Source organism: Acidobacteriota bacterium (assembly GCA_026707545.1).
In the GTDB taxonomy this organism is placed as follows: Bacteria; Acidobacteriota; Thermoanaerobaculia; order Multivoradales; family Multivoraceae; genus Multivorans.
This window is the reverse complement of record JAPOWR010000006.1, coordinates 107,768-133,090: the sequence shown is the minus strand read 5'-3', so window position 1 is coordinate 133,090 and position 25,323 is coordinate 107,768. Positions and strand designations below refer to the sequence as shown.

Below are 25,323 nucleotides of genomic sequence, written 5' to 3'. Positions count from 1 at the left end.
CCGTGTCGACTAGGGTGCGCCAGGAGACCCGGGCGGCGGTCCCCGGGCGCCTCCCGGAGGGCGCTCTGAGTCTGATCGGATGGGCCGGCGGCGCCTTTCTCGGTGCGGTGCTGGTGTTTGGAGGAGTCGTCAAGGCGCTCGACCCTCAGGCATTCGTCAAGCTGATCGAGATCGAGGGTCTCGACTTCCTGCTGCCGGCCGTCGTGGTCACCGCGATCGCGCTGGCGCTCGAGATGGGTCTCGGCAGCGCGCTGATCCTGGGGCTCCGGCGGATGTGGGTGCTCGGGCCGTCGGCGCTGCTGGTCGCCTTCTTCCTGTTCCTGACGGGCCGGGCCTACTACCGCGACCTGCGCGGCATCGCGACCGAGGACGAGGCGGGCTGCGGCTGCTTCGGCAACCTGGTCGAGCGCACCCCGGCCGAGGCGTTCTGGCAGGACCTGGCGCTCATGGTGCCGGCACTGGCCATCGCCTTTCTGGGCAGGCGGGCGGCCGACACCGTGCCGTGGATCCGGCTCGCCGTCGTCGGCGTCCTGACCGTGGGCCTGCTGGCGTTTGCCCGCGCCGCGCCGGACCTGCCGCTCGACAACCTGGCGACCCGGCTCAAGCCGGGTCTCGCGATCGAAGAGATCTGCAGCGGCGACGGCGACAGCAGGCTTTGTCTGTTCACGATCGTGCCGGAGCTCGAGGAGGGCGAGCACTGGCTGGTCATCGCCGACCTCGACGAGGACCTGGGCAAGGCGGTCGACAGCCTGAACCAGCACGTCTTCGACGGCGGCCGGATGTGGGTGCTCAGCTCCGCGACCCCGGACGAGAACCGGACGTTCTTCTGGTCCTACGGCCCGGCCTTCGAGATCCGCGAGGCGCCGCCGACGTTCCTGAATCCGCTGTACCGCACGCTGCCGCGGTCGTGCCGGGTCAAGGACGGCGTGGTGGTCGAGACGGTGTCGGGGCTGCCGCCGGAGCCCTAGTCACTGCCTGCGAACTCGGCGGCGAGATCGATGCCGCCGTTGCGCCAGGCGGCTTCGGTCGCCTGGAGTTCGCCGGCGGGGGCGAAGCGGGAGACGCCGGCGTGGTCGAAGGCGCGGCGGACGGTCGCGGGCATGTGGCCGGCGACGGCGACGCCCTGAAGCCGGCCGTTCCACTCGTTGAGGGTCGGGACGCCCTCGGCCGGGTGGATGCGGACGGTGCGCAGGCCGGGTGAGGGGCGGATGCTCGGGTCGGAATCGAGGATGACGGTGCCGGCGTCGAGTGCGTCGCCGTAGCGGCGCAGACCACGGAGGTCGGCGTCCTCGCGGGCGAGGCGGACGCCGGCGCGCTCGGCGGCGTCGCTGCGGCCGGGTGGGAGATCGAGCGCGAGTTCCCTGATGGCCTCGGCGAGAGCGGCGGCGAAGGTGGTCGCAATGGCGGGCTTGACGAACACGGCCTCGACGGAGAGACAGCCGCGCTGGTCGAAGAGTCCGATGTCGAGGGCCATGCCGCGGGCGGTTTGCTCCACGTCGGCGTCGCGTCCGACCCAGCCGAGGCTGAGCTTCGGGCCGAAGGTGATGAGGCGGCGAGTGCCTGCGGCTCTCACCGAGTCGATCGTTGCTTCGTTGCCGTAGGCGGCGACGAGCCGGGCGGCGGAGTAGAGCCCGCCCTCGATCGAGGCGTCGCCCCCTGTCCAGGTGGCGCTGGCGTAGGCCTCGTCGAGGGCGGGCAGGCGGTGGGCGAGGGCGGCGAGGAATGCCGGTGCGAAGCAGGGCTCGGCCCGTGACGACTTGAACAGGACGGGTGCGCGCGCGGCCAGGGCAGGGAGGAGGGACTGAAGCATCAGGCCCGGTGGGCTGGCCGGCAGAACCACGAGGCTGAAGCCGTCCGCCTGCTGGCAGTGCGGGCGGCGAAGTTCGGCGGCCGCGGGTTGGCCGACCATTCCGGAGCCGATGGCTTGAAGGCCGCGGTCGAGACCGGTGGGAGAGAGGCCGGTGGATTGCAGCAGGTCGGGATCGAGTTCGCGGCGTTCGGGGCTGCCGGCATCGAGGAAGGCGGCAAGGGTGTCGTTCCAGGCGGCGGGGAGGTCCTCTTCCGGGATGGCTCGAAGCGCGCGAGCGCCCTGGGCGAGGCTCTGGGTCGTGTCCTTGAGTGAGCTCCTCCGGAACCGGCGCTCCGCGCCGGATGCGGACCAGAAGGTCCGCGCACCCAGAGATCGGGCGTTGCCTTGGCGGGATTCTCTACGGTTCACGAACGTCTAACTTCGTCACGCGGCGCCCAGTTCTTCGGCGGTCAGCGAGCAGCCGCGGAGTTCGGCGCCGGTGGCGCGGCCGAGCAGGTGGAAGGCGTCGCCTTCGCGGACGCCGAGGTCTTCCGTCAGGACGTGGCAGACAGAGCCGAGGTTCGCGAGGTCGAAGAAGGAGAGCAGGCCGGCTTGGCCGTGCTCGACCTCTTCGAGGGTCTCCGGATCGAGGACCCTGAACGGCATCCACGGCGGCGTTCGCAGACGCTCGCCGCCGGGGCGGGAGTAGGCCTGGCTAGTCAGCTCGGTCATGCCGTACTCGCGCACCACGGCGTCCGGGCCGAGGCTCAGCTGGGCCTTGGCCCGTTGCCTTACCGCCTCGGGGGTGGTGACCAGAGTGCGGCCCTTGAAGCCGCCGGTCTCGAAGACGCGGCTGCCTGGCGGCAGGCGGATGGCCGGCTTCTCCTCGGCTTCGAGCCGGTCGAGGAGCAGGACGAGGGCGAGGGCGGTGGCGAGGACGAAGACCGGTTCGCCCTCGGCGCGGGCGCGGAGCCACCGGCAGGCGAGATCGAGGTCGATGCCGGCGTTCGACGCGGCCCAGGCGCTGCCGGGCGCGGCGTGGCGCTCGAACACGTGATCCACCATGAAGGAGACTCGAGTCGGGCACGGTTGCGCGGTTCGGGATGAGCGAGAGCATGGGCATCCGCCCCACGCCCGCGGGCAGACAGGCGCCGGCGAAGGTGGCGTCGATCACGGTCCGGTAGAGATCGGGGTACGGGTGGTAGTGGACGCTCCGGCGTTCGCCACCGAGCGTGGTGCCGCTGCTGCGGAAGACGACCCGGGGCTCGGCGGCGGATAGGTGCAGCGACTTGAAGGCCGACGTCGGGACCGGAGGCGCCGAACGCCAGTCGTCGAGTGCGGCAGGCGCGATGCCGCGCCGTTCGCAAAGGCGGCGGTAGGGCTCGACCCGCTCGATTCCGGAACGGGCCGCTGCTGCTGCCAGACGACCGAACCTGCCCTCGCCGGTGGCGATGAAGCGTTCGATCCGTCGGAGCAGGCCGGTCATGGGCTGAAGAACGCGGCGGCGGTGGTCGCGGGGTGACCCGCGAGCCCGGCGCCATCCGCATCCTCCGACTCCGGCCACCACTCGGCCGGGAGGTGCTTGCGGTAGGGCCGCTGGAGGAAACGGCGGTCGAGGAGGGCGATCACGCCGCGGTCGTCGGCGGAACGGATCAGCCGGCCGGCGGCCTGGACCACGCGGGTCATGCCCGGCACGACGAAGGCGTACTCGAAGCCGCGCTCGAAGCGCTCGTCGTAGTAGGTCTGCAGGAGTTTCTGCTCCACCGTCACCGCGGGCAGGCAGGGGCCGACGACGGCGACCGCGAGCAGGGCATCGCCCGGGTAGTCGACGCCCTCGGAGAACACGCCCCCCGCCACCGCCAGGAGCAGGGTGTCGCCGGCCAGCGGACTGGTCAGCGCGTCGAGCACTTCCTGGCGCCGCGCTTCGCTGGTCGTCTGCTGCTGGACGACCACGTTGCGGCCGCAATCGGGCAATCGTTCCTCGACCTCGGCGAGGAACCGGTAGCTGGGGAAGATCGCCATCGAGTTCCCGGGCACCGAGCACGCGAACTCGGATAGCCGCTCGGCGATCGGGCCGTAGTTGTCGTCGCGGGCTCGGTACGTCGTCGTGACCGACGTGTCGACGACGATCCGCCGGTTCCCGGCCGGGAAGGCGCTCGGCACCTCGAGGGTCGAGGTGCGCGCGCCGTCGAAGCCGAGCAGGTCGCGGTAGAACTCGAACGGCTGAAGGGTCGCCGAGAGGCCGATACAGGAGCGGCAACGGTTGATCGTCGCGCCGAGGAACGCGCTCGCGTCCTTGCAGAGCAGGCTGAAGCTGGGTTCACCGGCGGTGCGCCGGAAGAGGAAGCTGAAGGACTCTGCGTGTTTCGGCGAGGCAGCGAGCTGGAGGGTGTTGAGGAACCGGAGCAGCTTGAAGTAGAGCTCGACGAAGGCGTCGTTCGCGGCGAACGAGCGGGTGTCGCGGCGGAACTCCAGGTAGTCCACGAAGCCGCGGTCGAAGGCGGGCCGCAGGCGCCAGAGTTGCTCTTCGGGCGCGGCTCCCTCAGCCACGGCGTTGCGGTCGGGCAGGTCGACTGCCAGGTCGACCTCGTCCCGGATCAGCTCCTCCAGGCCGGCGCAGAGTTCCCGGAGGCGCTGTGTCGGCCCGCCTTCCGTGCCGCGGCCCGCCCGGCGCAGGCTCGCCGCGGCGTCCCGGCAGCTCTGCGCGGTCAGTTCGGGGCTGTAGTAGCCGCGTCCGCGGTCGACGAGGTTGTGGATCTCGTCGACGATCAGGACGGTGCCGGAGAGGTCCGCGTCGCCCTGGAACTCGGTCAGCTTGACGAAGGGGTCGAGGGCGTAGTTGTAGTCCCCGACGACGACCTGGACCTGGCGCCCGAGTTCCAGGCTGATCTCGAACGGACAGACGCGATCTCGCTTCGACGCGTCGTAGATCGCGTCCGGCTCGAGCAGGCTGTGCTCTTCGAGCAGGCGCGGCAGGAGTTGGCTGCGCTGCAGCTTGACGTAGTAGTCGCGGGCGTACTGGCAGTAGTCCTCGTGGCAGATGATCTCGTCGTTCGCGCACATGCGGGCCTTGGCTCGCAGGTGCAGCGCGTGGAAGGCGCGCTCGGGGTTCAACAGGTCGATCACCCGGTTGGCCATTGCCTGTTGGGTGTTCTTCGCGGTGAGGACGAACACCCGGAGGTCCCGCGCCAGCGCCTCGCGCAGGACCGGGAACAGGACAGCCGCGGTCTTGCCCAGACCGGTCGGCGCCTGGACCAGCAGGTGCTCCCTCTGCTCGACCGCGATTCCCGTGCGGTCGATGATCTCCTGCTGGCCGGGCCGTGGTCGATGGAAGGGGAACTCGAGCCGTTCGGCCGCGAGCTGGCGACGCTGGCGATGTGCGCGCGCCGCCTCGTAGTCCTGCACGAGGGCGTTGAGCTGCGCCCGGATCCGGTTGTCGAGTTCGGCCCAGTCGAGTTCGACGTCCAGCCGCTCGATCCCGGCGGTGCCGATCTCGATCAGGACCAGTTCGGCCCGGACCGGGAGCGGATCCGCGCCTGACCGGTGGAGGATGAAGCCGTAGATCGCCGCCTGCAGCCGGTAGGTCGCCAGCAGGCCCGGTGAGGGCTCGGTGTTCGGGCGTACGGACTTGATCTCCTCGATCGCCAGAACGCCGTCCTCGTCCGTGTAGACGCCGTCGGCGCGGCCGGTCAGCGTCACCTGCCAGCCGCGATGAACGAACTCCAGTGAGAGTTCGACTTCGCGCCGGTAGGTCGGCTCGCGCTCCATCGCCTGTTCCTGGTAGCGGCTGTGGATCGCCTGACCGACCCAGAGCCGCTCGAATCCTCCGCGGTTGGCGAACCCGAGGTGTCGGGCGGAGCGGTGGTCGAGCAGGTCCGCCACGGACAGTTGGAGCGTCCTCGCGTCGTCGTCGAAGCGCGGCGGCATGGCGGCGAGACTACCGCCTGAACGGGCCACCGGAAGGCGTTCTCCAGCACGCCGGGTTTCCTTGCCGGCCGGGGAGTTTCGGCGCTTCACAGGTTGTCATCGGGGGGTCGATGGCATAGCCTGAGGGCCTTATGGCAGACAACTTCGGCGGCGGGAACAGCCCGCTCGATCTCGACAACCTGGGGAAGGCCGTCCGCGATCGGCTGGGCGGCCTCAAGATCATCGCGGTGGTGGTGGTGGCCGGCCTCCTGGCCCTGTCCAGCGTCTACACGGTGCAGCCCGAGGAGGTGGGGGTCATCCTCCGTCTCGGGAAGTACGCCGGCACGAGGGATCCGGGCCTGAATTTCAAGATCCCGGTGGTCGACCAACTGGAAAAGGTGCCGGTCAGACGCCAGTTGAAGCAGGAGTTCGGCTTCCGCAGCGAGAGCGTGGCAGTGCGCAGCTCCTTCGTGGGCAACGCGGAGGAGGCGAACATGCTGACGGGCGACCTGAACGCGGCGGTGGTCGAGTGGGTGGTGCAGTACCGGGTCGTCGACCCGTACCAGTACCTGTACCGCGTTCGCAACCTGGACGACACCTTCCGCGACATGAGCGAGGCGGTCATGCGCAAGGTGGTCGGCGACCGCACGGTGAACGAGGTTCTCACGGTCGGCCGGGCCGAGATCGAGGGCACGGTCAGGCGCGACCTGCAGGAACTCTGCGACCAGTACGAGACCGGGATCGACATCGACCAGGTGGTGCTCCAGAGCAACAATCCGCCCGAGCCGGTCAAGCCGTCCTTCAACGCGGTCAACCAGGCGGAGCAGGAGCTCGAACGGCTGGTGAATGAAGCCGAGGCGGAGTACAACCGGGTCATCCCCCGGGCCGAGGGGCAGGCTCTGCAGACGATCCAGCAGGCGGAGGGCTACGCGCTCGATCGGGTCAACCGGGCCCAGGGCGACGCGACGCGTTTCAACGCCCTCTACGCGGAGTTCCGCCAGGCGCCGGAGGTGACGCGAAAGCGGCTGTTCATCGAGACGATGGAGCGGGTGCTGCCGAAGGTGGGCCGGAAGATCGTCGTCGACGAGGACGTCGACGGCCTGACGCCGATCATGAGCTTTGAGGGAGTCAGCACGGCGAGGACGGCGCGGCAGGTCGCGGCGCAGCAGGCCGGGGAGGGAACGCCGTGAAGAGGATCCTGGGCGTTCTGCTGGTCCTGGTGCTGCTGCTGCTGGCCAACCTGTCGCTGTTCGTCGTGCGGGAGGACCGCCAGGCGATCATCACCGAGTTCGGCCGCCCGGTCGGCGACGCGATCGACACGCCGGGGCTCAAGTTCAAGCTGCCCTGGCGGAAGGCGCAGTACTTCGACCGCCGCTTCCTGGAGTGGCAGGGCGCGGCGGAGGAGCTGCCGACCCGCGACAAGGTGTTCATCTTCGTCGACACCTACGCCCGCTGGCGGATCTCGGATCCGCTGCTCTTCTTCCAGCGGTTGCGCGACGAGCGCGGCGCGCAGTCGCGGCTCGACGACATCCTGGACGGCGAGACCCGCAACGCGATCGCCAACCACGACCTGATCGAGGTCATCCGCAGTTCGAACCGCGAGGCGGCCGCCGACGAGTCGTATCCGGAGGCGGGCGGCGGCCTCGAAGAGGACGCGGGCGGCGGCCTCGAAGAGATCGTGACCGGCCGGGACGAGATCCGGCAGGACATCCTGGCCGCGGCGCAGACGCGTACCGACGATCTCGGCATCGAAGTCCTGGACGTTCAGTTCCGCCGCATCAACTACGGCGAGCAGGTCGAGCCGGACGTGTTCAACCGGATGATCTCGGAACGGCAGCGGATCGCCGACCGGTTCCGGTCGCAGGGCCAGGGCCGGGCGTCGGAGATCCTCGGCAACATGGACCGCGACCTGAAGCGGATCGAGTCCGAGGCCTACCGCCAGGCGACCGAGATCCGGGGCCGGGCCGACGCGGAGGCCACCGAAATCTACGCCTCGGCCTACAACCAGTCGGTCCAGTCGAGGAGCTTCTACGAGTTTCTGCGCACGATGGAGGCCTTCGAGAAGACGATCGACCCGAACACCTGGTTGGTCGTGTCGACCGACAGCGACTACTTCAGCTTCCTGAAGGCCAGCGGCCCTTAGCTGCGGGGCCGGCGGTCAGTCGATAGATGACCGGCCTGATCGGACTCCTGGTCATTCCGGGCATCGCCTGGCTGCTTTCTACCCATCGCCGGCAGGTCCGCTGGCGGACTGTCGCCACCGGCATCGGGATCCAGTTCGTCCTCGCGCTGCTCATTCTGAAGACGGCGCCGGGGGAGGCGTTCTTCGAGTGGGCCACCGCGGCTGTGACCACTTTCCTCGAGTTCGCCGACGTCGGTTCGGAGTTCGTCTTCGGCGAGGAGGCCGTGGCTCTCGTCCCCTTCGCCTTCCGCGTGCTGCCGACGATCATCTTCTTCTCGAGCGTCGTCGCGGTGCTCTACCACCTCGGCGTGATCCAGCGCGTGGTCAAGGTCTTTGCCGTCGTGATGACGAAGGTGATGGGTACCTCCGGCCCCGAGTCGCTGTCCGCCTCGGCCAACATCTTCGTCGGCCAGACCGAGGCGCCGTTGCTGATCCGCCACTACGTCGGCAACATGACCCGCTCCGAACTGATGGCGGTGATGACCGGCGGCTTCGCGACGGTCGCCGGCGGTGTCATGGCTGCCTACGTTGGCATGGGTATCTCGGCCGGCCACCTGATCGCGGCCAGCGTCATGTCGGCCCCGGCCGCCCTGGTCATGGCCAAGCTGATGATTCCGGAAACGGAAACCGACAAGGTCTCGGCGAAGGCCGACTTCAAGGTGAAGACGCCCTGGGCGAACATGATCGACGCCGCCGCCCAGGGCGCCGGCGACGGCCTGAAGCTGGCGCTCAACGTCGGCGCCATGCTGCTCGCCTTCATCGCCCTGGTGGCGCTGATCAACGGTCTGCTCGGGCCGGTGGGCGGCTGGATCGGGCTTCCGGGACTCAACCTGGAGATGATCCTGGGCTTCCTGTTCCGGCCTCTGGCCTGGGTCATGGGGGTGCCGTGGGTGGAAGCGGACGCGGTTGGAACGCTCCTCGGCCTGAAGACCGCGGCCAACGAGTTCGTCGCCTACTCCCGCTTCGAGGACATCTCGGCCGAGAACCAGTTGTCGGAGAAATCCCGTGTCATCGCCACCTACGCCCTGTGCGGCTTCTCGAACTTCTCGTCGATCGCGATCCAGATCGGCGGCATCGGCGGCATCGCCCCGGAACGCAAGAGCGAGCTGGCAAGCCTCGGCCTGCGGGCGATGATCGCCGGCACCCTCGCCTGCCTGCAGACGGCGACGATCGCCGGCCTGTTGGTCTGAGGCGGCGTCGGACGGACTGGACGGCGCGGCGGGACCTATCCTCCAGCCGCTTCAGCGGCTGAGGGCACGATGATCAGCAACTGGATCGCGTCGAATAGGAAGTGGGCGACGATCGCGGGCCAGATGTTGCCGCGCCAGAGGGTCAGCAAACTGAAGGCGATCGATAGCAGGGCGACGCCCAGAAGCAGGAAGGGCTGCTCGTAGCTCATGTGGCCCAGCACGAACAGGACGTTCGACAGCCAGAAGCCCGCTCGCGGCATCAGGAAGCCGCGGAAGAAGACCTCCTCGACGACGCCGGCGGAGAGGCTCACCATGAGCCGCAGGAGGAGTGGCAGGCTCCCCATCCAGAGCACCATCTGCGGCGCTTCGTTGGGAAGGTTCTCGAAGCCGCCGGCGGCGCCGACGATCAAGGCCGAAAGCAGGACCAGGGCCAGCACGCCGCCCCACAGCACGACGCCGGCGCCGAGTCCGATTCCCACCTCGGTGGGGATCGACTGACCGGTGCGGGTGCGCAGGCCGAGCTGGGTCATGATGACGGTGCCGGCGCCATGCCCGCAGCGCCAGTAGCCGAGCATCAGCCAGGCCGCCAGCAAGGCGACCAGAATCGCGTGCATCTGGAACAGCCGTAGCGGTGAGAGGTTCTCGAAGTCGATCTGGTCCATGACGGACGGCAGCCCGATCTGGCCGACGGCCGCGAAGACGCCGATCCAGAGCACCAGCCCCAGCAGTGCCATGGCGGCGAGGCGGCGCTCAAGACCTTCGCCGGTAGCGCTTCCGAAACGCGGCGGCAGAAGCCCGCGCGCCGCGGTGGAGCGATCGATCCACCAGGCGCAGGCGACGCCCGCCACTAGTGGCAGGATGAATCGAACCAGGGTCACGGCCGGCATCCTACTGCTAGGGTTCGGCGCTGCCGCAGACCATCCAGGAGGGTGCCTTGGAGCGATTTCCCGGCGTTGATTTCATGAACTTCGACTCGCTGCTCAGCGGCGAGGAGCGGCTGATCAGGGACACCGTCCGTCAGTTCGTCGACGAACGGGTGAAGCCCATCATCGAGCAGTGCCATCGGGAGGCGCGCTCTCCGATGGAACTGGCGCCTGAGCTGGGCGACCTGAACCTGTTCGGGGCGAACTTCACGGAGTACGGGCTGCCCGGCCTCGGCGACGTGGCCTACGGGCTGGTCATGCAGGAACTCGAGCGCGGCGACTCGGGCATCCGGAGTATGGTCTCGGTGCAGAGCTCCCTGGTCATGTACCCGATCCTGACCTTCGGCTCGAAGGAGCAGAAGGACCGCTTCATTCCCGGACTGGCGAGCGGGCGGATGATCGGCTGCTTTGGCCTGACGGAGCCGGACTTCGGTTCGAATCCCTCGGCGATGCGCACGCGCGCGCGGCGGGACGGAGACTGCTGGGTGCTGAACGGCGCGAAGCAGTGGATCACGAACGGCAGCGTCGCCGACGTCGCCGTGGTGTGGGCGCGCACCGACGAAGGGATCCGCGGGTTCCTCGTCGAGAAGGGGACGGAGGGCTTCGTCAGCGCCGAGCAGCACGGCAAGTTCTCGCTCCGGGCCTCGGTGACCGGCGAACTCTCGTTCCAGAACTGCCGCATTCCGAAAGGCAACATCCTGCCGGGGACCCGCGGCATCGGCAGCGCGCTCCAGACCCTGAACCAGGCCCGTTACGGCATCTGCTGGGGCGGCCTCGGTTCGGCGATGGAGTGCTACCACACGGCGCTCGAGTACGCCCGCCAGCGGGTGCAGTTCGCCGGCCAGCCGATCGCCAGTCACCAACTCGTCCAGGAGAAGCTGGCCTGGATGATCACCGAGATCACGAAGGGACAGTTCCTCGTCTACCAGTTGGCGGGCCTGAAGACGGCCGGCACGATGGAACCCCAGCACGTCTCGATGTGCAAGCGGAACAACGTCTGGGTCGCGCGCGAATGCGCGAAGCTGGCGCGAGAGATCCTGGGCGCCAACGGCATCTCCGACGAGTATCCGGTGGTGCGCCACATGCTGAACATCGAGTCGGTCTACACCTACGAGGGCACCCACGACATCCACGGCCTGGTGATCGGCGCCGCGGTGACCGGCATCCCCTCCTTCAACCCGCCGATGAGCCGCCGGCAGGCGCGGGAGGCGGCAACCGACCGCGCACCGGCCGCTGTCGCCGCTGGGGCCGGTTCGTGACCGGGGAACTCCGCGACCACGACTTCGTCGCCGTCACCGAGGCCGCCGCGGTCGCGGCCGCCCAGACGATGGGATACGGCGACCGCCACCACTCGGACCACGTCGCCGTCGAGGCGATGCGCGGGGTCCTCGCGGAGATGGCGATCGACGGCCGGGTGGTGATCGGCGAGGGGGAGCGGGACAGGGCGCCGATGCTCTACGTCGGCGAAGAGGTCGGCCGCCGGGCCCCGGGCGATTTGCAGGTGGACTTCGCGGTCGACCCGCTGGAGGGGACGAATCTCTGCGCCACCGGGGCCTCCGACGCGATGGCGGTGCTCGCCGCGTCCGAGCGCGGCGGCCTGCTCCACGCGCCCGACATCTACATGGACAAGATCGTGGTCGGCCCGACCGCCCGCGGCAAGGTCGACCTGGACGCTCCGGTAGAGGACAACCTGAAGGCGATCGCGGCCGCCTTCGACTGCGCGGTCAGCGCCTTGACCGTGGTCGTTCTCGACCGGGACCGGCACCGGGGCCTGATCGACGACATCCGGACCGCCGGGGCGCGCATCAAGCTGATCGGGGACGGCGACCTGTCGACGGCGATCGCGGCGGCGGTCCGTGGCACCGGCATCCACGCGGTGATCGGCGCCGGCGGCGCGCCGGAAGGAGTGATCACGGCGGCGGCGATGCGTTGCCTCGGCGGGGAGATTCAGGGGCGGCTGTCGGCGCTTTCCGACGAGCAGAAGCGGCGGCTCGCCGAGTTCGACATCGAGGATCCCGACCGCATCTACACGACGGAAGAGCTCGCGCCGGGGGAGGACATCCTGTTCTGCTGCACCGGCGTCACCGGCGGTGACCTGCTCCGGGGCGTCCGCTTCTTTGGTGACGGCTTCCGGACGTCGACGTTGACCATGTCGCTCAAGGAGGGCGTCATTCGTTTCGTCGAGACGATTCACCGGGGCGAGGACGGCGGTCCCGTCTACTTCTACTGAGGTGGGGAACGTGGACGGCACAATGGCGGAGCGGCCGTGATCAAGCCGGACCACTGGATCCGCGCCTGGGGCGAGGGGGGCGGGGTCTCCCCCTTCGAACCCGAGCAGGTGAACGCGGCCAGCTACGACGTCCGGGTCGGGGACCACTGGATCTGCCCCACGCGCGACCCGGAGGAGTTTCGCGGCGAAAAGGTCAAGCTGTTTCCGAACGAGGTGGTGCTCGCCACGACCCTCGAGTTCGTGCGCATCCCGCGCTCCGTGGCGTGCGACCTGAAGCTCAAGTCGACCCTGGGCCGGTTGTGGATCAACCACTCCCTGGCCGGCTGGTGCGATCCGGGCTTCGAGGGGAACATCACGCTCGAACTGCAGAACCTCGGTCCGGTCCCCTTCGTGCTCGACGCCGGCCGGCGGATCGCCCAGTTGATCTTCATCGCGATGGAATCGGAGCCGGAGATCGCGTACGGCGAGCCGGGCGCGAAGAGCAAGTATCAGCACCAGCTCGGTGCGACGCGGGCCCGGAGCTGAGCGGGCCCAGGACCGTGTCCGCACCCTCTCGGCAGACCATCCGGCTCAGCGTCGGCAGCCGGTACGAGAACATCGAACTGGTGCTGGCGGTGGTGGACGAGGTACTCGAACCGCTGGAGGTAGACGAGGAGAGCGGCTACTGGATGGGCATCGCGCTGCGGGAGGCGCTGACCAACGCGATCAAGCACGGCAACGCGCAGGACCCCGAGAAGAAGGTCGAGGTGGCGCTTGAAGTGAGTGCGGACGGGATCGAAATCACGGTGGAAGACGAGGGCAGCGGGTTCGACCCGGCCGCGGTGGAGGATCCGCTGGCGCCGGACAACCTGCTGAAGACACAGGGCCGGGGAATCTTCTACATGAGGAAGTTCATGGATAAGATCGAGTACGACTTTGGCGCCGAGGGCGGCACGAAGGTCCGGCTTCACAAGAAGTTCGGTGGTCCGCGCGCGGGCGCCGAAGGAGACCAGGGAGGAGCGGAATGAAGATTGACAAGCGCCAGCGGGATGGAGCGACGATTCTCGATCTCCAGGGCAGGATCACCATCGGCGAGGGGGACGTTGCTCTGAGGGAGGCCGTTCACGAAGCGGTCGGTGCGGGCGCTGTGAACATTCTGCTCAACATGGGCCGCGTGCGGACGATCGACTCGTCCGGCGTCGGCGAACTGATCGCCGCCTACACCACGGTGACCAACCGCGGCGGCAAGCTGGGTCTGTTCGCGCTGCCGAGGCGCGTGCTCGGCGTGCTGCAGATCACCCAGCTGGTCACGGTGCTCGACATCATGCAGGACGAGGACGAGGCGGTCGCGTCGGTCTCCTGAGGAAGCCGTGATCGCAGACGGAGAGCGTCCGCCGGTGAACCGCCGGGCGGGAGTCGGCGGCAGGCTGCTCTTCGTCTGCGTCTCGCTGCTCTTCGTCCTTGGCCTCGCCAGCGGCGCGTGGCTGGGTGCCAGCGACGACGAACCCGGCACCGACTCGATCTACAAGTACATCACGCTGTGGGAGGAAGTCCTGCGGCTGATCCGCGGCTCCTACGTCGAGGAAGTCGGCGGCCGCGGTCTGATGGCGGGCGCTCTGGACGGAGTGACCGACGCGCTGGATCCGTTCTCGGTGTACGTGCCCGCGAGCGCGGTGGAGTCGTACCGGGCCGCGCGGGAGATCGGCCGCCGTCACAGCGGTCTGCTGGTGGTCAAGGAGCGCGGGACCGCCTACGTCGCCGCGGTGGACCGCGGCAGTCCGGCCGATCTGGCGGGGTTCGAACGGGGCGACATCGTGTCCATGATCAACGGCCGTTCGTCTCGGGAAATGCCGCTCTGGGAGGTGCGCCGGCAGTTGGCCGGTCCGGTTGGCTCGAACGTGCTGGTGGAACTCGTTCGAAGCCGTGTGGAGGACCCGCTCGAGGTGAGTCTCGTTCTAGCCGAGTACGACCTCCTGCCGCCGGAGTTCGAGGAGGTGGGCGGTGTCGGCGTGCTGACGATCCCGAGCTTCGCCGCTGGAACGGCGGACCACGTCGACGCGGCGCTCGCCGGGTACGAGGGCGACTCGCTGCTGATCGATCTGCGCGGTGTCGCCGGAGGATCGGTCGCCGATGCCTACGAGGTGGCAGGCCGGTTCGCCCAGGGTGAGCTGGGCGGCCTCGTCGATCGCGAGGACCAGAAACTCCTGAGCTTCGAAGGCGTCGGCGGCCTCTACTCGGGCGACATCGCCGTACTGGTCGACCGGAGTTCTCAGGGAGCCGCCGAGGTGCTGACCGCCGTGCTGAAGAAGGCGAGAGGCGCCGAACTCTACGGTGAACCAACCTTCGGCTACGCCGGCGAGGTGGAGCAGATCGAGCTGCCGAACGAGGGAGGCGTGCTGGAGTTGACCTCGGCGTTCTACACCGATCCGGACGGCGAGCGGCTGAATAGCAGGATCCGCATGGAGCAGGAGCACCGCCTCGGCGCCTTCTTCTTCGCCGAGCCGGAAGACGGGTCGGATCCGGTGCTCGAAGGTGCGATCGAGAAGATGTTGGAACCTCCCGCGGAGTCGGCGAACCTGTAGGCGACCGCGGTAGCCGCGGGGTTACTCCTCTTCCCGCTTGGCACGCTCCCACAGCCGTTCCATCAACTCCATCCGGTTGCCGTCGATCTCGGCGCGGACTCCCGATTCGAGTTCCGCTTCCACCACCGCGAAGCGGCGGCGGAACTTCCTGTTCGCTGACGCGAGGGCGCGCTCCGGATCCACCTTGAGATGGCGAGCCAGATTGGCCACGGCGAAGAGGACGTCGCCCAACTCCTCTTCGACCTTCGTCGTCGGCGCCGACTCGTCCGTCGCCATCTCCCGGTCCAGCTCCTCGAGCTCCTCGGACACCTTGGCGCGCACGGCGGCGGCCGCGTCCCAGTCGAAGCCGATGCCGGCCGCCTTCTGACCGAGACGGTAGGCGCCGACCAGGGCCGGCAGCGATGCGGGTACGCCGTCCAGCACGGAACGTCCGGCCCGATCACGTTTGCGTTGCTCCCAGAGGGCCGCGACCTCGGCCGCGGATGAGGCCTCCTCGTCGCCGAACACGTGCGGGTGACGGGCCACCATCTTCTCGATCACGGTTCGAATCGCGTCGCCGACCGGCACGTCCGACAGCTCGGCGCTGGCGAGCCGGGCGACGTAGACGGCCTCGAAGAGCAGATCGCCCAGCTCCTCGTTGATCGCCGCGGGATCGCGCTCGTCGATCGCGGCGGCCAGCTCGTGCGCCTCCTCGATCAGGTAGGCGCGCAGATCCCGAAGGGACAGCTCGCGATCCCAGGGACAATCCCGGCGGAGCCGGTCGATCAGGGTGCCGATCGGAGCCAGTGAGGAGGGGTCCCGTGCCGCTCCGCCGGCTCTGTTACGATCGCTCATTCTTCGGTGGGGGTCGGATGTGAAGGTCACCGACAGGAGGATGTTCACGGACGACGGCGAGCTGCGCGAAGAGTACCGCTTTCTCGAGCAGCAGAAGGACGCGAAAGGCGCCGAGGCCCCGTCGCCCGCGGCACCGGACACTGCCCCGCGCGAAACCTCGGGCGTGGACGGCGGCGAACCGTCCCTGGGCGGCCCGGGCACGGGACCCGCAGAGGCCGCCGCGGGCCCGTCGCCGGCGGCAGGTGCCGGGCCCGGCTTCATGGATCTGGTGGCCATGCTCGCCGAGCCGATCGCCTTCCTGCTCGGCGATGCGCAGCTTCCGGATGGCCAGAGTGCTGAGGATCTGCCGCGGGCTCGCATGCACATCGACCTGCTGGGGGTGCTCCAGGAGAAGACCCGGGGGAACGTGAGCGCTCAGGAAACGGCTTTGCTCGAGGACCTGCTCGCCCAGCTCCGGATGCGCTACGTCGAGAAGACCCGTAGCTGACCCAACAGTCGGGAAAGGGGCGCTGGTCCATCCTGGAGCGCCGTGATCGGGTTGGTGTACTGGCCTGGCCGCGCGTATATGAGCGTATAGATATCAGATATGCGCTCCGCAGGACTTGACATCAAGCCGCTTAGGTCTTAGGATGCTCGGCGCGTCGGGGCCGCAGCCCCGGCGGCGAACCGAAGAGCCAGGAAAACAACCGTTCGCGCCGGTTGGCGCGGGCGATCGGGAGACGAGAACTTGAGCAAGATCATCGGTATCGACTTGGGGACGACGAACAGCGTCGTCGCCCTGATGGAGGGTTCGGATCCGAAGGTGGTTCCGAACTCGGAGGGAAGTCGGACCACGCCGTCGATTGTCGCGTTCACCGACAAGGGCGAGCGGTTGGTCGGACAGGTCGCGAAGCGGCAGGCGGTGACGAATCCGCAGAACACGGTCTTCTCGATCAAGCGCTTCATGGGCCGGCGCCTGGGCGAGGTTTCGGGGGAGCAGAAGATGGTCCCCTACTCGGTCACGAGTTCGGGCGATGACGTCCAGATCGAGGCCGCGGGCAAGAGCTACACGCCGCCGCAGATCTCTGCCATGGTCCTGCAGAAGCTGAAGCAGGCGGCGGAGGACTACCTCGGCGGTCCGGTCGACCGGGCGGTGATCACCGTGCCGGCATACTTCAACGACGCCCAGCGTCAGGCGACGCGCGACGCCGGCCAGATCGCCGGTCTGACCGTGGAACGGCTGGTCAACGAGCCGACGGCGGCGGCGCTCGCCTACGGCCTGGACAAGGAGGGCGACCGCACGATCGCCGTGTACGACTTTGGTGGCGGCACCTTCGACATCTCCATCCTGGAAGTCGGTGAGGGGGTCGTCGAGGTGAAGTCGACGAACGGCGACACCCACCTCGGCGGCGACAACATCGACCAGCGGATCATCGACTGGCTGCTGGCGGAGTTCAAGAAGGACCAGGGCATCGATCTGGGCCAGGATCCGATGGCCATGCAGCGCCTCAAGGAGGCGGGCGAGAAGGCGAAGATCGAGCTGTCCGGAGTGCAGGAAACCGAGATCAACCTGCCCTTCGTGACCGCCGACGCCTCGGGTCCCAAGCACCTGAACGTCAAGTTGTCCCGGAGCAAGCTGGAGCAGCTCGTCGAAGACCTGGTCGGGAGCACGCTCGGCCCGTGCCGGCAGGCTCTGAAGGATGCGGGTCTCGGAACCAGCGACATCGAGGAGGTCGTCATGGTCGGCGGCCAGACCCGGATGCCCGCGGTGCAGAACGCGGTCAAGGAGTTCTTTGGCCGCGAGCCGCACAGGGGAGTGAATCCGGACGAGGTCGTCGCGATCGGCGCCGCGATTCAGGGCGGCGTGCTGGCGGGAGACGTCACGGACGTCCTGCTGCTGGACGTCACGCCCCTGTCCCTCGGCATCGAGACGCTGGGCGGCGTGTTCACGAAGCTGATCGACCGGAACACGACGATCCCGACGCGCAAGAGCGAGACGTTCTCCACCGCCGGCGACAACCAGACCTCGGTCGAGGTCCACGTGTTGCAGGGCGAACGCGAGATGGCGGGCCACAACCGGACACTCGGTCGCTTCCATCTGGTGGGGATCCCGCCCGCGCCCCGGGGCATGCCGCAGATCGAGGTCACCTTCGACATCGACGCGAACGGCATCGTCAACGTCTCGGCCAAGGACAAGGGCACGGGCAAGGAGCAGAAGATCACGATCACCGGTTCAGGCGGCATCGACAAGGACGAGATCGAGCGGATGGTCGACGACGCAAAGGCGCACAGCGAGGAGGACAAGCAGCGCCGGGAGGTGATCGACGCCCGCAACCAGCTCGACTCCCTCGTCTACGGCACCGAGAAGAACCTCGCCGAGCACAAGGACAAACTGTCCGAGACCGATGTCGGCGAGATCGAGTCGGCGATCGAGGAAGCGAAGAAGGCCATGGAGGCGGAGGACGCCGCCGCGATGGCCAGCGCTTCGGCCGGCCTGACCCAGGCCTCGCACAAGCTGGCCCAGGTGATCTACGAGCAGACGAGTGCTCAGGCGCCGCCGGAGGGTGCGCCGGGAGCGGGCGCCGGACCGGAAGGTCCGGCCTCCGGGGGCGACGACGATGTGATCGATGCCGACTTCGTCGACGTGGACGACACATCCGGGGACGAGAAGGCAAACTAGGGTCGCCATGGTCGGGTCCCGGTCCTCACGGAAGCGCCGCCCCCCGTCCCGCCGCCGGCGAGTGGGGGGCGGTCGCTACGTGATGATCAGCAAGGTGGCCGAGCGCTACGACATTCACCCGCAGACCCTGCGCCTCTACGAGCGGGAGGGACTGCTCCAGCCGCAACGAAGCGACGGCAACACGCGTCTCTACGACGAAGACTCCCTTCACCGGCTGGAGTCGATCCTGACGCTGACCCGCGACATGGGCGTCAACCTTGCGGGCGTCGAGGTCGTTCTGGCCCTGCAGGAGCGACTGGCGCGGCTGGAGGAAGAGCGGAATCGTCTGCTCGAGATCGTGGAACGCGACGTGTCGGACCGGCGTCGCGGTGTCCGGCGGCGGCACGCGCTCGTCTGGGTGCGAAGCGGCGCCCTGGTGAAGGTCGAGGAAGAGGATTGAGCGAGGCCGGTTGCGAGTTCTGCCAGGACCGTGGCTGGGTCGTCGACCTGGCGACGAATCGGGCGCGTCGCTGCAGTTGCCACTCGGCGCGCGTGCGCAGCCGGCGGCTCGAAGACCTGGGCGTTCCGCCCAAGTACCAGGGTTGCCGGCTCAGCAACTTCCGCCTGGCAGGGGATGTCGGCGATCAGCTCCTCAGGGCTCGCCACGATTGTGACGAGTACATCGACGAGTTCCTGGAGAACGACGGATCGCTGAGCGAACGGGGCCTGGTCTTCGTGGGCCCGAGTGGCCGGGGCAAGACGCACCTGGCGGTGGCCGTGCTGATCGAGCTCGCGGAGCAGTACGGCGTGAGGGGCCGTTTCGTCGATTTCACGAAGCTGGTCGCGGACATCCAGTCCACGTTCCAGCCAGGCAACGAGCTGAGCCAGACCGATCTGCTGCGGCCGCTCCAGGAGGCGGATGTGGTCGTGGTCGACGAGCTCGGTGCCAGACGGCCGACGCCCTTCGTCCTGGACATTCTCTACCTCCTGATCAACGGCCGCTACATGGCCAAGCGGCCGACCCTCTTCACCAGCAACTACGACCTGGCGGCTGAGGGGGAGGACGACGTCTCCGCCGGCCAGACGCTTGCCGACCGCGTCTCGGCCAGCCTGGTCAGCCGCCTGCACCATATGGCGAAGCCGATCCGCATCAGCGACGACGTCGGTGACTACCGGCACGACGTCCAGGCCCACCAGCACCGGTAGAACGCTGGCCGAGAAGCGCCGTTTCGCCTATTTCCAATAACGTATGGAAGAGGCGGATGGGAAAGCGGAAGCCAGAGCACGTCGGGCGGTGGGCGATCGGCTTCGGCGTGGGCGTGGCGGCCTGCCTGCTGGTTGCCGCGGCACGGCCGGCTCCGGCACCCGACGGGAGTCGTGTTTCGGGGCGGATCGTGCTGCCGGCGGAAATCCGGGTAGGACTCGCGACGGACCTGGACCGCCTTGAAGTTCCTTGCTGCGAGTCCCGCTCCTGGCTGGTGGCCGAGGACGGCGAGAAGCACGAGGTGGATGGCCGCTTCAGTGTGCGGCCGGCACCGGGGAAGGCGACTGCGGGCGTTCATCGGCTCCAGGTGGCGGCGCTGCGGGACTCCTGGCAGGCGGAGAGGCTGGCTGTTCGGCTTGCCGGGTTGCTCGACCAGGACGCGGCCTCCGTCCTCGACGCGGCCACCGGGCTGTATCGGGTCCGTGTGGGGCGTTACGGAGAACGGGAGCAGGCGGAGGAAGCCCGCGGCCGGCTCCGCGTCGAAGGGTTCGATGACATCTGGATCGCGATCGAGGGCGCCGTGCTGGAGGATCCCGGCTTCGTTGTCGACGGCATCGGTTGGATTGCCGGCAGGCGGCTCCGGCTGGAGTCGGACGGGGCCGTCGTGGATGTTCTCGGCCGCCGCTATCGGGGCGCTCTCGAACTGTTCGTGAACGACCGTGCAGGCATCAACGTCGTCAACGCCGCGCCACTCGAGGACTACGTGCGCGGAGTGGTGCCGGGCGAGTTGGGCCCGGACCTGTACCCCGAGTTCGAAGCGACCAAGGCCCAGGCGGTCGCTGTGCGCACCTACGCGGTGCGGCACCGGAGCGAGTTCGCGGGTGAGGGCTACGACATCTGCGCGACGCCCCTGTGCCAGGTCTACGGGGGACTCGAGGCGGAGCATCCGCGCTCGGATGAGGCGGTGGCGGCAACGCGGGGAGAGATCCTGGTCCGGTCGGGCGAGCCGCTCGAGGCCCTGTTCACGGCGAGTTGCGGCGGCAGCACGGAACTCATGCGCAACGTCTTTCCGCGTTTGGCTGGAGAAGGTCCGACCGGAACCGCGTGCGTGGAAGGCGGCGGCGTGCGCCTGGTCGGAAGAGCCGGCGGAACGCCGGAGCAGCACCTGCTGAAGGCGCTCGGCATGGCGGGAGTCCGGGCGCGCCGGCCGAGCGAGCGTCTGGCCCGGGCCCTGTCCAGGGGCGCGCTGCAGGTCGTGGCCGGGAATCTCGTGGGGGTGGACGGCCGCTGGCTGCAACTGCGCAAGCGTGGCGTGCGGCGGTTGCTGCCCCTGGCGCCGGAGGCCGAACTGTCGATCGCCACAGCGACGTCCGGCGCGCCGGCGGCGGACCTGGGCGCTCCGGTCGATGCGGTCGACATGGCTCCCGGGGATCGGGTTCGCGCCTACCTCGCCAGTGGCCGTGTGGCTCTCGTGGTGCACGAGGCACCCTCTGCGGGAGGCCAACCGGCCGCCGTGCCCTGGTCGGTCTGGCGGTCTCACGGGGAGCTGAGGGAGTCGGTGGAGCGGCGCTTTCCCGGCTTGGGCCTGGTGTCGATGCAGGTGCTCGAGCGGGGCGTCTCGGGCCGGATCGCGAGGCTGGACCTGATCGGCGAACGGCGCTCGGTCGAGGTCCAGGGTCTGGCCATCCGCTGGCTGCTCGATGTACCGGAGAACCTGGTCCGGATGACCGCCGAAACGGGCGCCGGCGACGTCGCCGGTTGGCGGTTCGACGGCAGCGGACGCGGGCACGGCGTCGGCATGTGCCAGATCGGGTCCTACCTCATGGCGCAGCGCGGTCTGAGCTACCGGGAGATTCTCTGGCACTACTACGGTGCCGTCGACATCGGCAGTTTCGGGTCGTGACCGCGGACGGCGCACCCGAGGCCTGGCTGGACGGCCCGGAGCCCTGGCGGGAGACGCGGCGTCTCGCCCGCGCCCTGACGGCGATCGAGAGGGGCGCCGAGGCCGCGTGGGCGAGGGCCGCCTTCCGCCGGGCCGGCCGGGCGATGACGGTGGGTTTGACCGGTCCGCCGGGAGTCGGCAAGAGCACCCTGACCGCCGCCCTGGCCCGGGAGCTCCGCAAGCGGGGCGAACCCGTGGCGGTCCTGGCGTTCGATCCCACCAGCCCGCTGACCGGCGGCGCGGTGCTCGGCGACCGGGTTCGGATGTCCGGCCTGGAGACGGATCCGGGCGTCTTCATCCGATCGATGGCCTCGCGCGGTGCGTCCGGCGGTCTGGCGCGAGCGGCGGCCGCCGCCGCCGATCTGCTCGACGCGGCGGGTTTCCGGTGGATTCTCGTCGAGACCGTCGGCGCGGGGCAGGCCCAGACGCTGATCCGCCGCAACGCGGACCTGGTGGTGCTGGTTGTGGCGCCCGGTCTGGGCGACGGCGTTCAGGCGATCAAGAGCGGCACGATGGAGATCGCGGATGTCTTCGTCGTCAACAAGGGCGACCTGGCCGGGGCCGGCGCCGCGCGGCTTGCGATCGAGGACGCCGCCTCCCCGGAGCCCGGCGGCGCGGGCGGGAGGCGGCCGGTCGTGTCGACGGTCGCGCGGACCGGTGAGGGGACGGCGGAACTCCTCGAGGCGATCTCCGGGTGCTTCGATGGGCTGGAAGCCGGCGGCGAGATCGCCGCCCGGCGGGCGGCCCGTTTCCGCCGGCGGGTGCTCGACCTCTACCGGGCCGAGGTGCTGCGGCTCGCGATGGACGCGGTCGAGTCTGGAGGTCTCGTTCCGGAAGCCGGGGATCCGGAGCGGGAGAGGGCTCTTTACGGGGCGCCGGAATCGCAGCAGAATCGGGCGCCCGGAAACGGCGGGCCGGTGGATCCGTATGACCTTGCGGACCGGCTGGTCGCCGAGTTCGTCGGTGGATTCCGGCGAGACGGAGGAACCGCTCATGATCACCGCCCTGGACCACATCGCGATCGCCGTGCCGTCGATTGAAGAGGCCAGGACGTTCTACGAGAACCTGGGTCTGGCGGTCTCCGCGATCGAGGAGGTCGAACACGAGGGCGTGCGCGTCGCGATGATTCCATGCGGCGCCAGCCGGATCGAACTCCTGGAGCCGCTGTCGGCCGATTCGCCGGTCGCGCGGTTTCTGGAGCGCCGGGGTCCGGGAATCCACCACCTCTGCCTGAAGAGCGACGACATCGACGCGGACGACACGCGCCTGCGCGGGGACGGCGTGGAGCTGCTGCGCGAGCGGCCGGGGCCGGGGGCTGAGGGCGCGACCGTGCAGTTCGTTCATCCGAAGAGCGCCGGCGGCGTACTGGTCGAACTCTCCGAGCCAGCGTCGTGAGTGGCCGCCTGATTCTCGAGGACGGCTCCGTCTTCCACGGGGAGGCTCTGGTCGAAGGCAGCCGCTTCGCGGAGATCGTCTTCAACACCTCGATGACGGGCTACCAGGAGATCCTGACCGACCCCTCGTACCGGGGGCAGATCGTCATCATGACCCAACCCCACATCGGCAACTACGGTGCCTACGACGGCGCCGAGGAGTCGCACCGGGTCTGGGTCGAGGGGTTCGTCGCCCGTGAGTTCACCAGCCGCCGCTCCGGTCTGGGGGATACCGACCTGGGCGCCTATCTGGAGACGAACGGCGTTCCGACCCTGGCGGGCATCGACACCCGCGCGGCCGTGCGCCGGCTGCGCGACTTCGGCGCCATGCGCGGCATGATCACGAGTTGCGACCGTCCCGATGAGGAGCTGATCGACCAGGTTCGCCAGCAGCCGACGATGGAGGGACGGGCTCTCGTCGACGAGGTCACCTGCGAGTCTCCGTACGACATCGAGCCGGAGAGCGAGGAGAAGGTCCGGCTGGCCGTCTACGACTTCGGTGTCAAGCAGAACATTCTGCGTTCCCTGGTCCGGCACGGCGCTCGGGTGACGGTGCTGCCCGCGCGGACGCCGGCAGCCGATTGTCTGGCGCTGGGCGTCGACGGCGTCGTGCTGTCGAACGGCCCGGGGGATCCCGAGCCGCTCCACGAGATCGTCCGCGAGGTGCGTGAACTGGTCGACGCCAGGGTGCCCACCTTCGGCATCTGCCTCGGCCACCAACTGCTCGGTCTGGCCCTGGGTGGCAAGACCTTCAAGCTGAAGTTCGGCCACCACGGCGGCAACCAGCCGGTGCGTGACGAGGAGACCGGCCAGGTCTCGATCACCAGCCAGAACCACGGCTTCGCCCTGAGCGCGGACAGCCTTCCCGACGACTGCAAGGTGGCGGCGGTCAACCTGAACGACGGCACGGTCGAGGCGTTCAAGGCCGTCGGACGACCGATCTTCTCGGTCCAGTACCACCCGGAAGCGGCGCCGGGGCCGCACGATGCGGCGCGCCTCTTCGGAGAGTTCCTGGATGTCTGCGTCCAGGAGGCCGGGCCACGAAACGAAGCCTTGTGAACAAGGGGGCGGACGGTGGCAGGGTGGTCTGGTGGATCGCCGCGCGCTACCTGTTCGGCGCGCGCAGCCGGCTGCTGAGCGGGACGGCGCGCTCCGCTCTCGGCTCGACGGCGCTGGGTGTGGCTTCCATGGTCATCTCGATGGCCCTGATGAGCGGCTACAGCGACAGCGTCCGGACCCGGCTGCTCGAGGCGGGCCCGCTCCTCGTCCAGCCGCTCGGCGACGCCGCTCTGGACCCGGTGGCCGCGGACGGGCTCGCCGAACGTCTGCGGACCGTGCCGGGCACCCGAACGGTCGCCGTGACCGTGGCTGGTCAGGGTCTGCTTTCCGGCGGCGGCAATCGGGCGGGCGTCGATGTCGTCACGCGCGGCGTCCTGCCCGGCGCCTCGTCGTTCGGCGCCAGCGAGGATCAGCTCGCGCGTGACGATGCCGGGACCGATGCGATCGTCGTGGGCCGTGAACTGCAGCGCGCGCTGGGCGTGTCGGAAGGTGACCGGGTGAGCCTGACGGCGATCCTCCCCCCGGCTTCTTCCGGTCCCCAGTTCGCCTTCCGCACCCTCCGGATCGCCGGCGCCTTCGAGACCGGCTTCTCCGAGTACGACCGCGGCTACGCCGTCGTCCACCGTGAAACGGCTGTCGCTCTCGGCGGAGGCCAGGTGGTCATCGAGGTGGCTACGGCACCCGGGGCCTCGGTGTCCGCCGTGCAGGAGAGGATCGAGGAACTCGTGGGCGCGGAGGCGCTGGTGACCGACTGGCGTCTCAGCAACCGCGGCATCTTCGCCGCCTTCCGGCTGCAGAAGTGGGGTCTGTTCCTCATCCTGGGCCTGATCGTCCTCGTGTCGACGTTCAACATCGCGTCGGCACTGGTCGTCCTGGTTCGGGAGCGGGGAAGGGACACGGCGGTGCTTGCCGCCCTGGGTCTCGGACCCCGGCGGGTGCGGCGAGTGTTCCTGCTCGGCGGGATGAGCCTGGGCGTCGTGGGAACGGCTCTCGGTCTGGGCCTTGGCGCCCTGATCAGCGTGATCATCACGCGCTACGAACTCGTGCGGTTCGATCCGGGCGTGGCGGAGATCTACTTCATCAGCAGCGTTCCCTTCGACGTGCGGACCCTGGATCTGCTGGCGGTGGCCGGCTTTAGCCTGCTGGTGACGGCGCTCGCCTGCTGGTGGCCGGCGAGGCTGGGAGCGGCGGTCGAACCGGCGCGTGCCCTGCGCTGGGAGTAGGCGCGGCAACGCCGGGGCGCCGGTCGGGAAGCTCAATTGGAAGGAGGGGTTGCGTGAAAGCAACCCCTCCCTGGTGAATCGCGTGTCGGAAGGCCGTGGCCGCCCGACCCGGAGGTCTGAAGGTTTGAGGCAGGTCCGGACGATGTCCGGGTGGTGGGTTGCAGTTCCGCTGGCCGCGGACGCGGTCCAGTCGCAACCCGGTGGGTGAC

24 protein-coding genes are annotated in these 25,323 nt (G+C 69.0%); 19 read left to right on the top strand and 5 right to left on the bottom strand.

Annotated features, from left to right (window positions below):
- The first annotated feature begins 2 nt into the window (after positions 1 to 2).
- A complete protein-coding gene (locus tag OXG83_18040) occupies positions 3 to 968 on the top strand; it encodes a hypothetical protein (protein MCY3966917.1) in 966 nt (321 codons plus the stop codon).
- Here OXG83_18040 and OXG83_18035 read toward each other — a convergent pair.
- The 3 genes from OXG83_18035 to OXG83_18025 all read right to left on the bottom strand — a co-directional run bounded on the left by OXG83_18035 (position 965) and on the right by OXG83_18025 (position 5,746).
- Positions 965 to 2,218, bottom strand: coding sequence for a hypothetical protein (locus OXG83_18035; GenBank protein ID MCY3966916.1), 1,254 nt, complete (start codon positions 2,216 to 2,218; stop codon positions 965 to 967). The genes OXG83_18040 and OXG83_18035 overlap by 4 nt on opposite strands.
- A gap of 15 nt (positions 2,219 to 2,233) precedes the next feature.
- Complete coding sequence (locus OXG83_18030) at positions 2,234 to 2,854, bottom strand: hypothetical protein (protein MCY3966915.1); 621 nt, start codon at positions 2,852 to 2,854, stop codon at positions 2,234 to 2,236.
- A gap of 417 nt (positions 2,855 to 3,271) precedes the next feature.
- The gene (locus OXG83_18025) at positions 3,272 to 5,746 is read right to left on the bottom strand and encodes a PD-(D/E)XK nuclease family protein (GenBank protein MCY3966914.1); all 2,475 of its coding nucleotides are present in this window, start codon (positions 5,744 to 5,746) and stop codon (positions 3,272 to 3,274) included.
- Positions 5,747 to 5,847: 101 nt separating this feature from the next.
- On the opposite strand from OXG83_18025, the gene hflK reads away from it, so the two are divergent.
- From hflK to OXG83_18010, 3 genes are read left to right on the top strand one after another with little or no spacing between them, the layout of a single operon-like run.
- The gene (hflK, locus tag OXG83_18020; GenBank protein ID MCY3966913.1) at positions 5,848 to 6,885 is read left to right on the top strand and encodes an FtsH protease activity modulator HflK; all 1,038 of its coding nucleotides are present in this window, start codon (positions 5,848 to 5,850) and stop codon (positions 6,883 to 6,885) included.
- Positions 6,882 to 7,838 (top strand): protease modulator HflC, encoded by a 957-nt coding sequence (gene hflC / locus OXG83_18015; protein ID MCY3966912.1) that lies wholly within the window; start codon positions 6,882 to 6,884, stop codon positions 7,836 to 7,838. The genes hflK and hflC overlap by 4 nt, the downstream gene beginning before the upstream one ends.
- Before the next feature lie 26 nt (positions 7,839 to 7,864).
- On the top strand, positions 7,865 to 9,067 hold the full coding sequence (locus OXG83_18010; GenBank protein ID MCY3966911.1) for a NupC/NupG family nucleoside CNT transporter: 1,203 nt from the start codon (positions 7,865 to 7,867) through the stop codon (positions 9,065 to 9,067).
- Between the two features lie 35 nt (positions 9,068 to 9,102).
- Here OXG83_18010 and OXG83_18005 read toward each other — a convergent pair whose 3' ends face one another.
- Positions 9,103 to 9,945 carry a CPBP family intramembrane metalloprotease gene (locus OXG83_18005; protein MCY3966910.1) on the bottom strand — a complete coding sequence of 281 codons (843 nt, stop codon included), beginning with the start codon at positions 9,943 to 9,945 and terminating at the stop codon, positions 9,103 to 9,105.
- A gap of 56 nt (positions 9,946 to 10,001) precedes the next feature.
- Between OXG83_18005 and OXG83_18000 the strand changes: the two genes are divergently transcribed.
- The 6 genes from OXG83_18000 to OXG83_17975 are packed head-to-tail and all read left to right on the top strand — an operon-like array spanning position 10,002 to position 14,781.
- Positions 10,002 to 11,249 carry an acyl-CoA dehydrogenase family protein gene (locus OXG83_18000; GenBank protein ID MCY3966909.1) on the top strand — a complete coding sequence of 416 codons (1,248 nt, stop codon included), beginning with the start codon at positions 10,002 to 10,004 and terminating at the stop codon, positions 11,247 to 11,249.
- On the top strand, positions 11,246 to 12,220 hold the full coding sequence (gene glpX / locus OXG83_17995) for a class II fructose-bisphosphatase (protein ID MCY3966908.1): 975 nt from the start codon (positions 11,246 to 11,248) through the stop codon (positions 12,218 to 12,220). The genes OXG83_18000 and glpX overlap by 4 nt, the downstream gene beginning before the upstream one ends.
- Before the next feature lie 36 nt (positions 12,221 to 12,256).
- Positions 12,257 to 12,745: a dCTP deaminase gene (dcd, locus tag OXG83_17990; protein ID MCY3966907.1), complete on the top strand. Its 489-nt coding sequence runs from the start codon at positions 12,257 to 12,259 to the stop codon at positions 12,743 to 12,745.
- A 14-nt stretch (positions 12,746 to 12,759) separates the two neighbouring features.
- Positions 12,760 to 13,227 (top strand): ATP-binding protein, encoded by a 468-nt coding sequence (locus tag OXG83_17985; protein ID MCY3966906.1) that lies wholly within the window; start codon positions 12,760 to 12,762, stop codon positions 13,225 to 13,227.
- Positions 13,224 to 13,562, top strand: a complete 339-nt coding sequence (locus OXG83_17980) for an STAS domain-containing protein (GenBank protein ID MCY3966905.1) — start codon at positions 13,224 to 13,226, stop codon at positions 13,560 to 13,562. Before OXG83_17985 ends, OXG83_17980 begins: the two co-directional genes overlap by 4 nt.
- Positions 13,563 to 13,569: 7 nt before the next feature.
- Positions 13,570 to 14,781 carry a S41 family peptidase gene (locus OXG83_17975; GenBank protein ID MCY3966904.1) on the top strand — a complete coding sequence of 404 codons (1,212 nt, stop codon included), beginning with the start codon at positions 13,570 to 13,572 and terminating at the stop codon, positions 14,779 to 14,781.
- 21 nt (positions 14,782 to 14,802) lie between these two features.
- Here OXG83_17975 and mazG read toward each other — a convergent pair whose 3' ends face one another.
- The gene (gene mazG, locus OXG83_17970) at positions 14,803 to 15,615 is read right to left on the bottom strand and encodes a nucleoside triphosphate pyrophosphohydrolase (protein MCY3966903.1); all 813 of its coding nucleotides are present in this window, start codon (positions 15,613 to 15,615) and stop codon (positions 14,803 to 14,805) included.
- 19 nt (positions 15,616 to 15,634) lie between these two features.
- Between mazG and OXG83_17965 the strand changes: the two genes are divergently transcribed.
- The 9 genes from OXG83_17965 (at position 15,635) to OXG83_17925 (ending at position 25,114) form a co-directional block, all read left to right on the top strand.
- Positions 15,635 to 16,102, top strand: a complete 468-nt coding sequence (locus OXG83_17965; protein MCY3966902.1) for a DUF1844 domain-containing protein — start codon at positions 15,635 to 15,637, stop codon at positions 16,100 to 16,102.
- A 240-nt stretch (positions 16,103 to 16,342) separates the two neighbouring features.
- A complete protein-coding gene (dnaK, locus tag OXG83_17960; GenBank protein ID MCY3966901.1) occupies positions 16,343 to 18,274 on the top strand; it encodes a molecular chaperone DnaK in 1,932 nt (643 codons plus the stop codon).
- Positions 18,275 to 18,356: 82 nt separating this feature from the next.
- Complete coding sequence (locus OXG83_17955) at positions 18,357 to 18,713, top strand: MerR family transcriptional regulator (protein MCY3966900.1); 357 nt, start codon at positions 18,357 to 18,359, stop codon at positions 18,711 to 18,713.
- Positions 18,710 to 19,459 (top strand): ATP-binding protein, encoded by a 750-nt coding sequence (locus tag OXG83_17950; GenBank protein MCY3966899.1) that lies wholly within the window; start codon positions 18,710 to 18,712, stop codon positions 19,457 to 19,459. The genes OXG83_17955 and OXG83_17950 overlap by 4 nt, the downstream gene beginning before the upstream one ends.
- 56 nt (positions 19,460 to 19,515) lie before the next feature.
- The gene (locus tag OXG83_17945) at positions 19,516 to 21,360 is read left to right on the top strand and encodes a SpoIID/LytB domain-containing protein (GenBank protein ID MCY3966898.1); all 1,845 of its coding nucleotides are present in this window, start codon (positions 19,516 to 19,518) and stop codon (positions 21,358 to 21,360) included.
- The gene (gene meaB, locus OXG83_17940) at positions 21,357 to 22,439 is read left to right on the top strand and encodes a methylmalonyl Co-A mutase-associated GTPase MeaB (GenBank protein ID MCY3966897.1); all 1,083 of its coding nucleotides are present in this window, start codon (positions 21,357 to 21,359) and stop codon (positions 22,437 to 22,439) included. The genes OXG83_17945 and meaB overlap by 4 nt, the downstream gene beginning before the upstream one ends.
- A complete protein-coding gene (gene mce, locus OXG83_17935) occupies positions 22,393 to 22,794 on the top strand; it encodes a methylmalonyl-CoA epimerase (protein ID MCY3966896.1) in 402 nt (133 codons plus the stop codon). The genes meaB and mce overlap by 47 nt, the downstream gene beginning before the upstream one ends.
- Entirely contained in the window at positions 22,791 to 23,891 is a 1,101-nt protein-coding gene (carA, locus tag OXG83_17930) for a glutamine-hydrolyzing carbamoyl-phosphate synthase small subunit (GenBank protein ID MCY3966895.1), read from the top strand. Before mce ends, carA begins: the two co-directional genes overlap by 4 nt.
- A complete protein-coding gene (locus tag OXG83_17925; protein ID MCY3966894.1) occupies positions 23,888 to 25,114 on the top strand; it encodes an ABC transporter permease in 1,227 nt (408 codons plus the stop codon). Before carA ends, OXG83_17925 begins: the two co-directional genes overlap by 4 nt.
- Positions 25,115 to 25,323 lie beyond the last annotated feature (209 nt).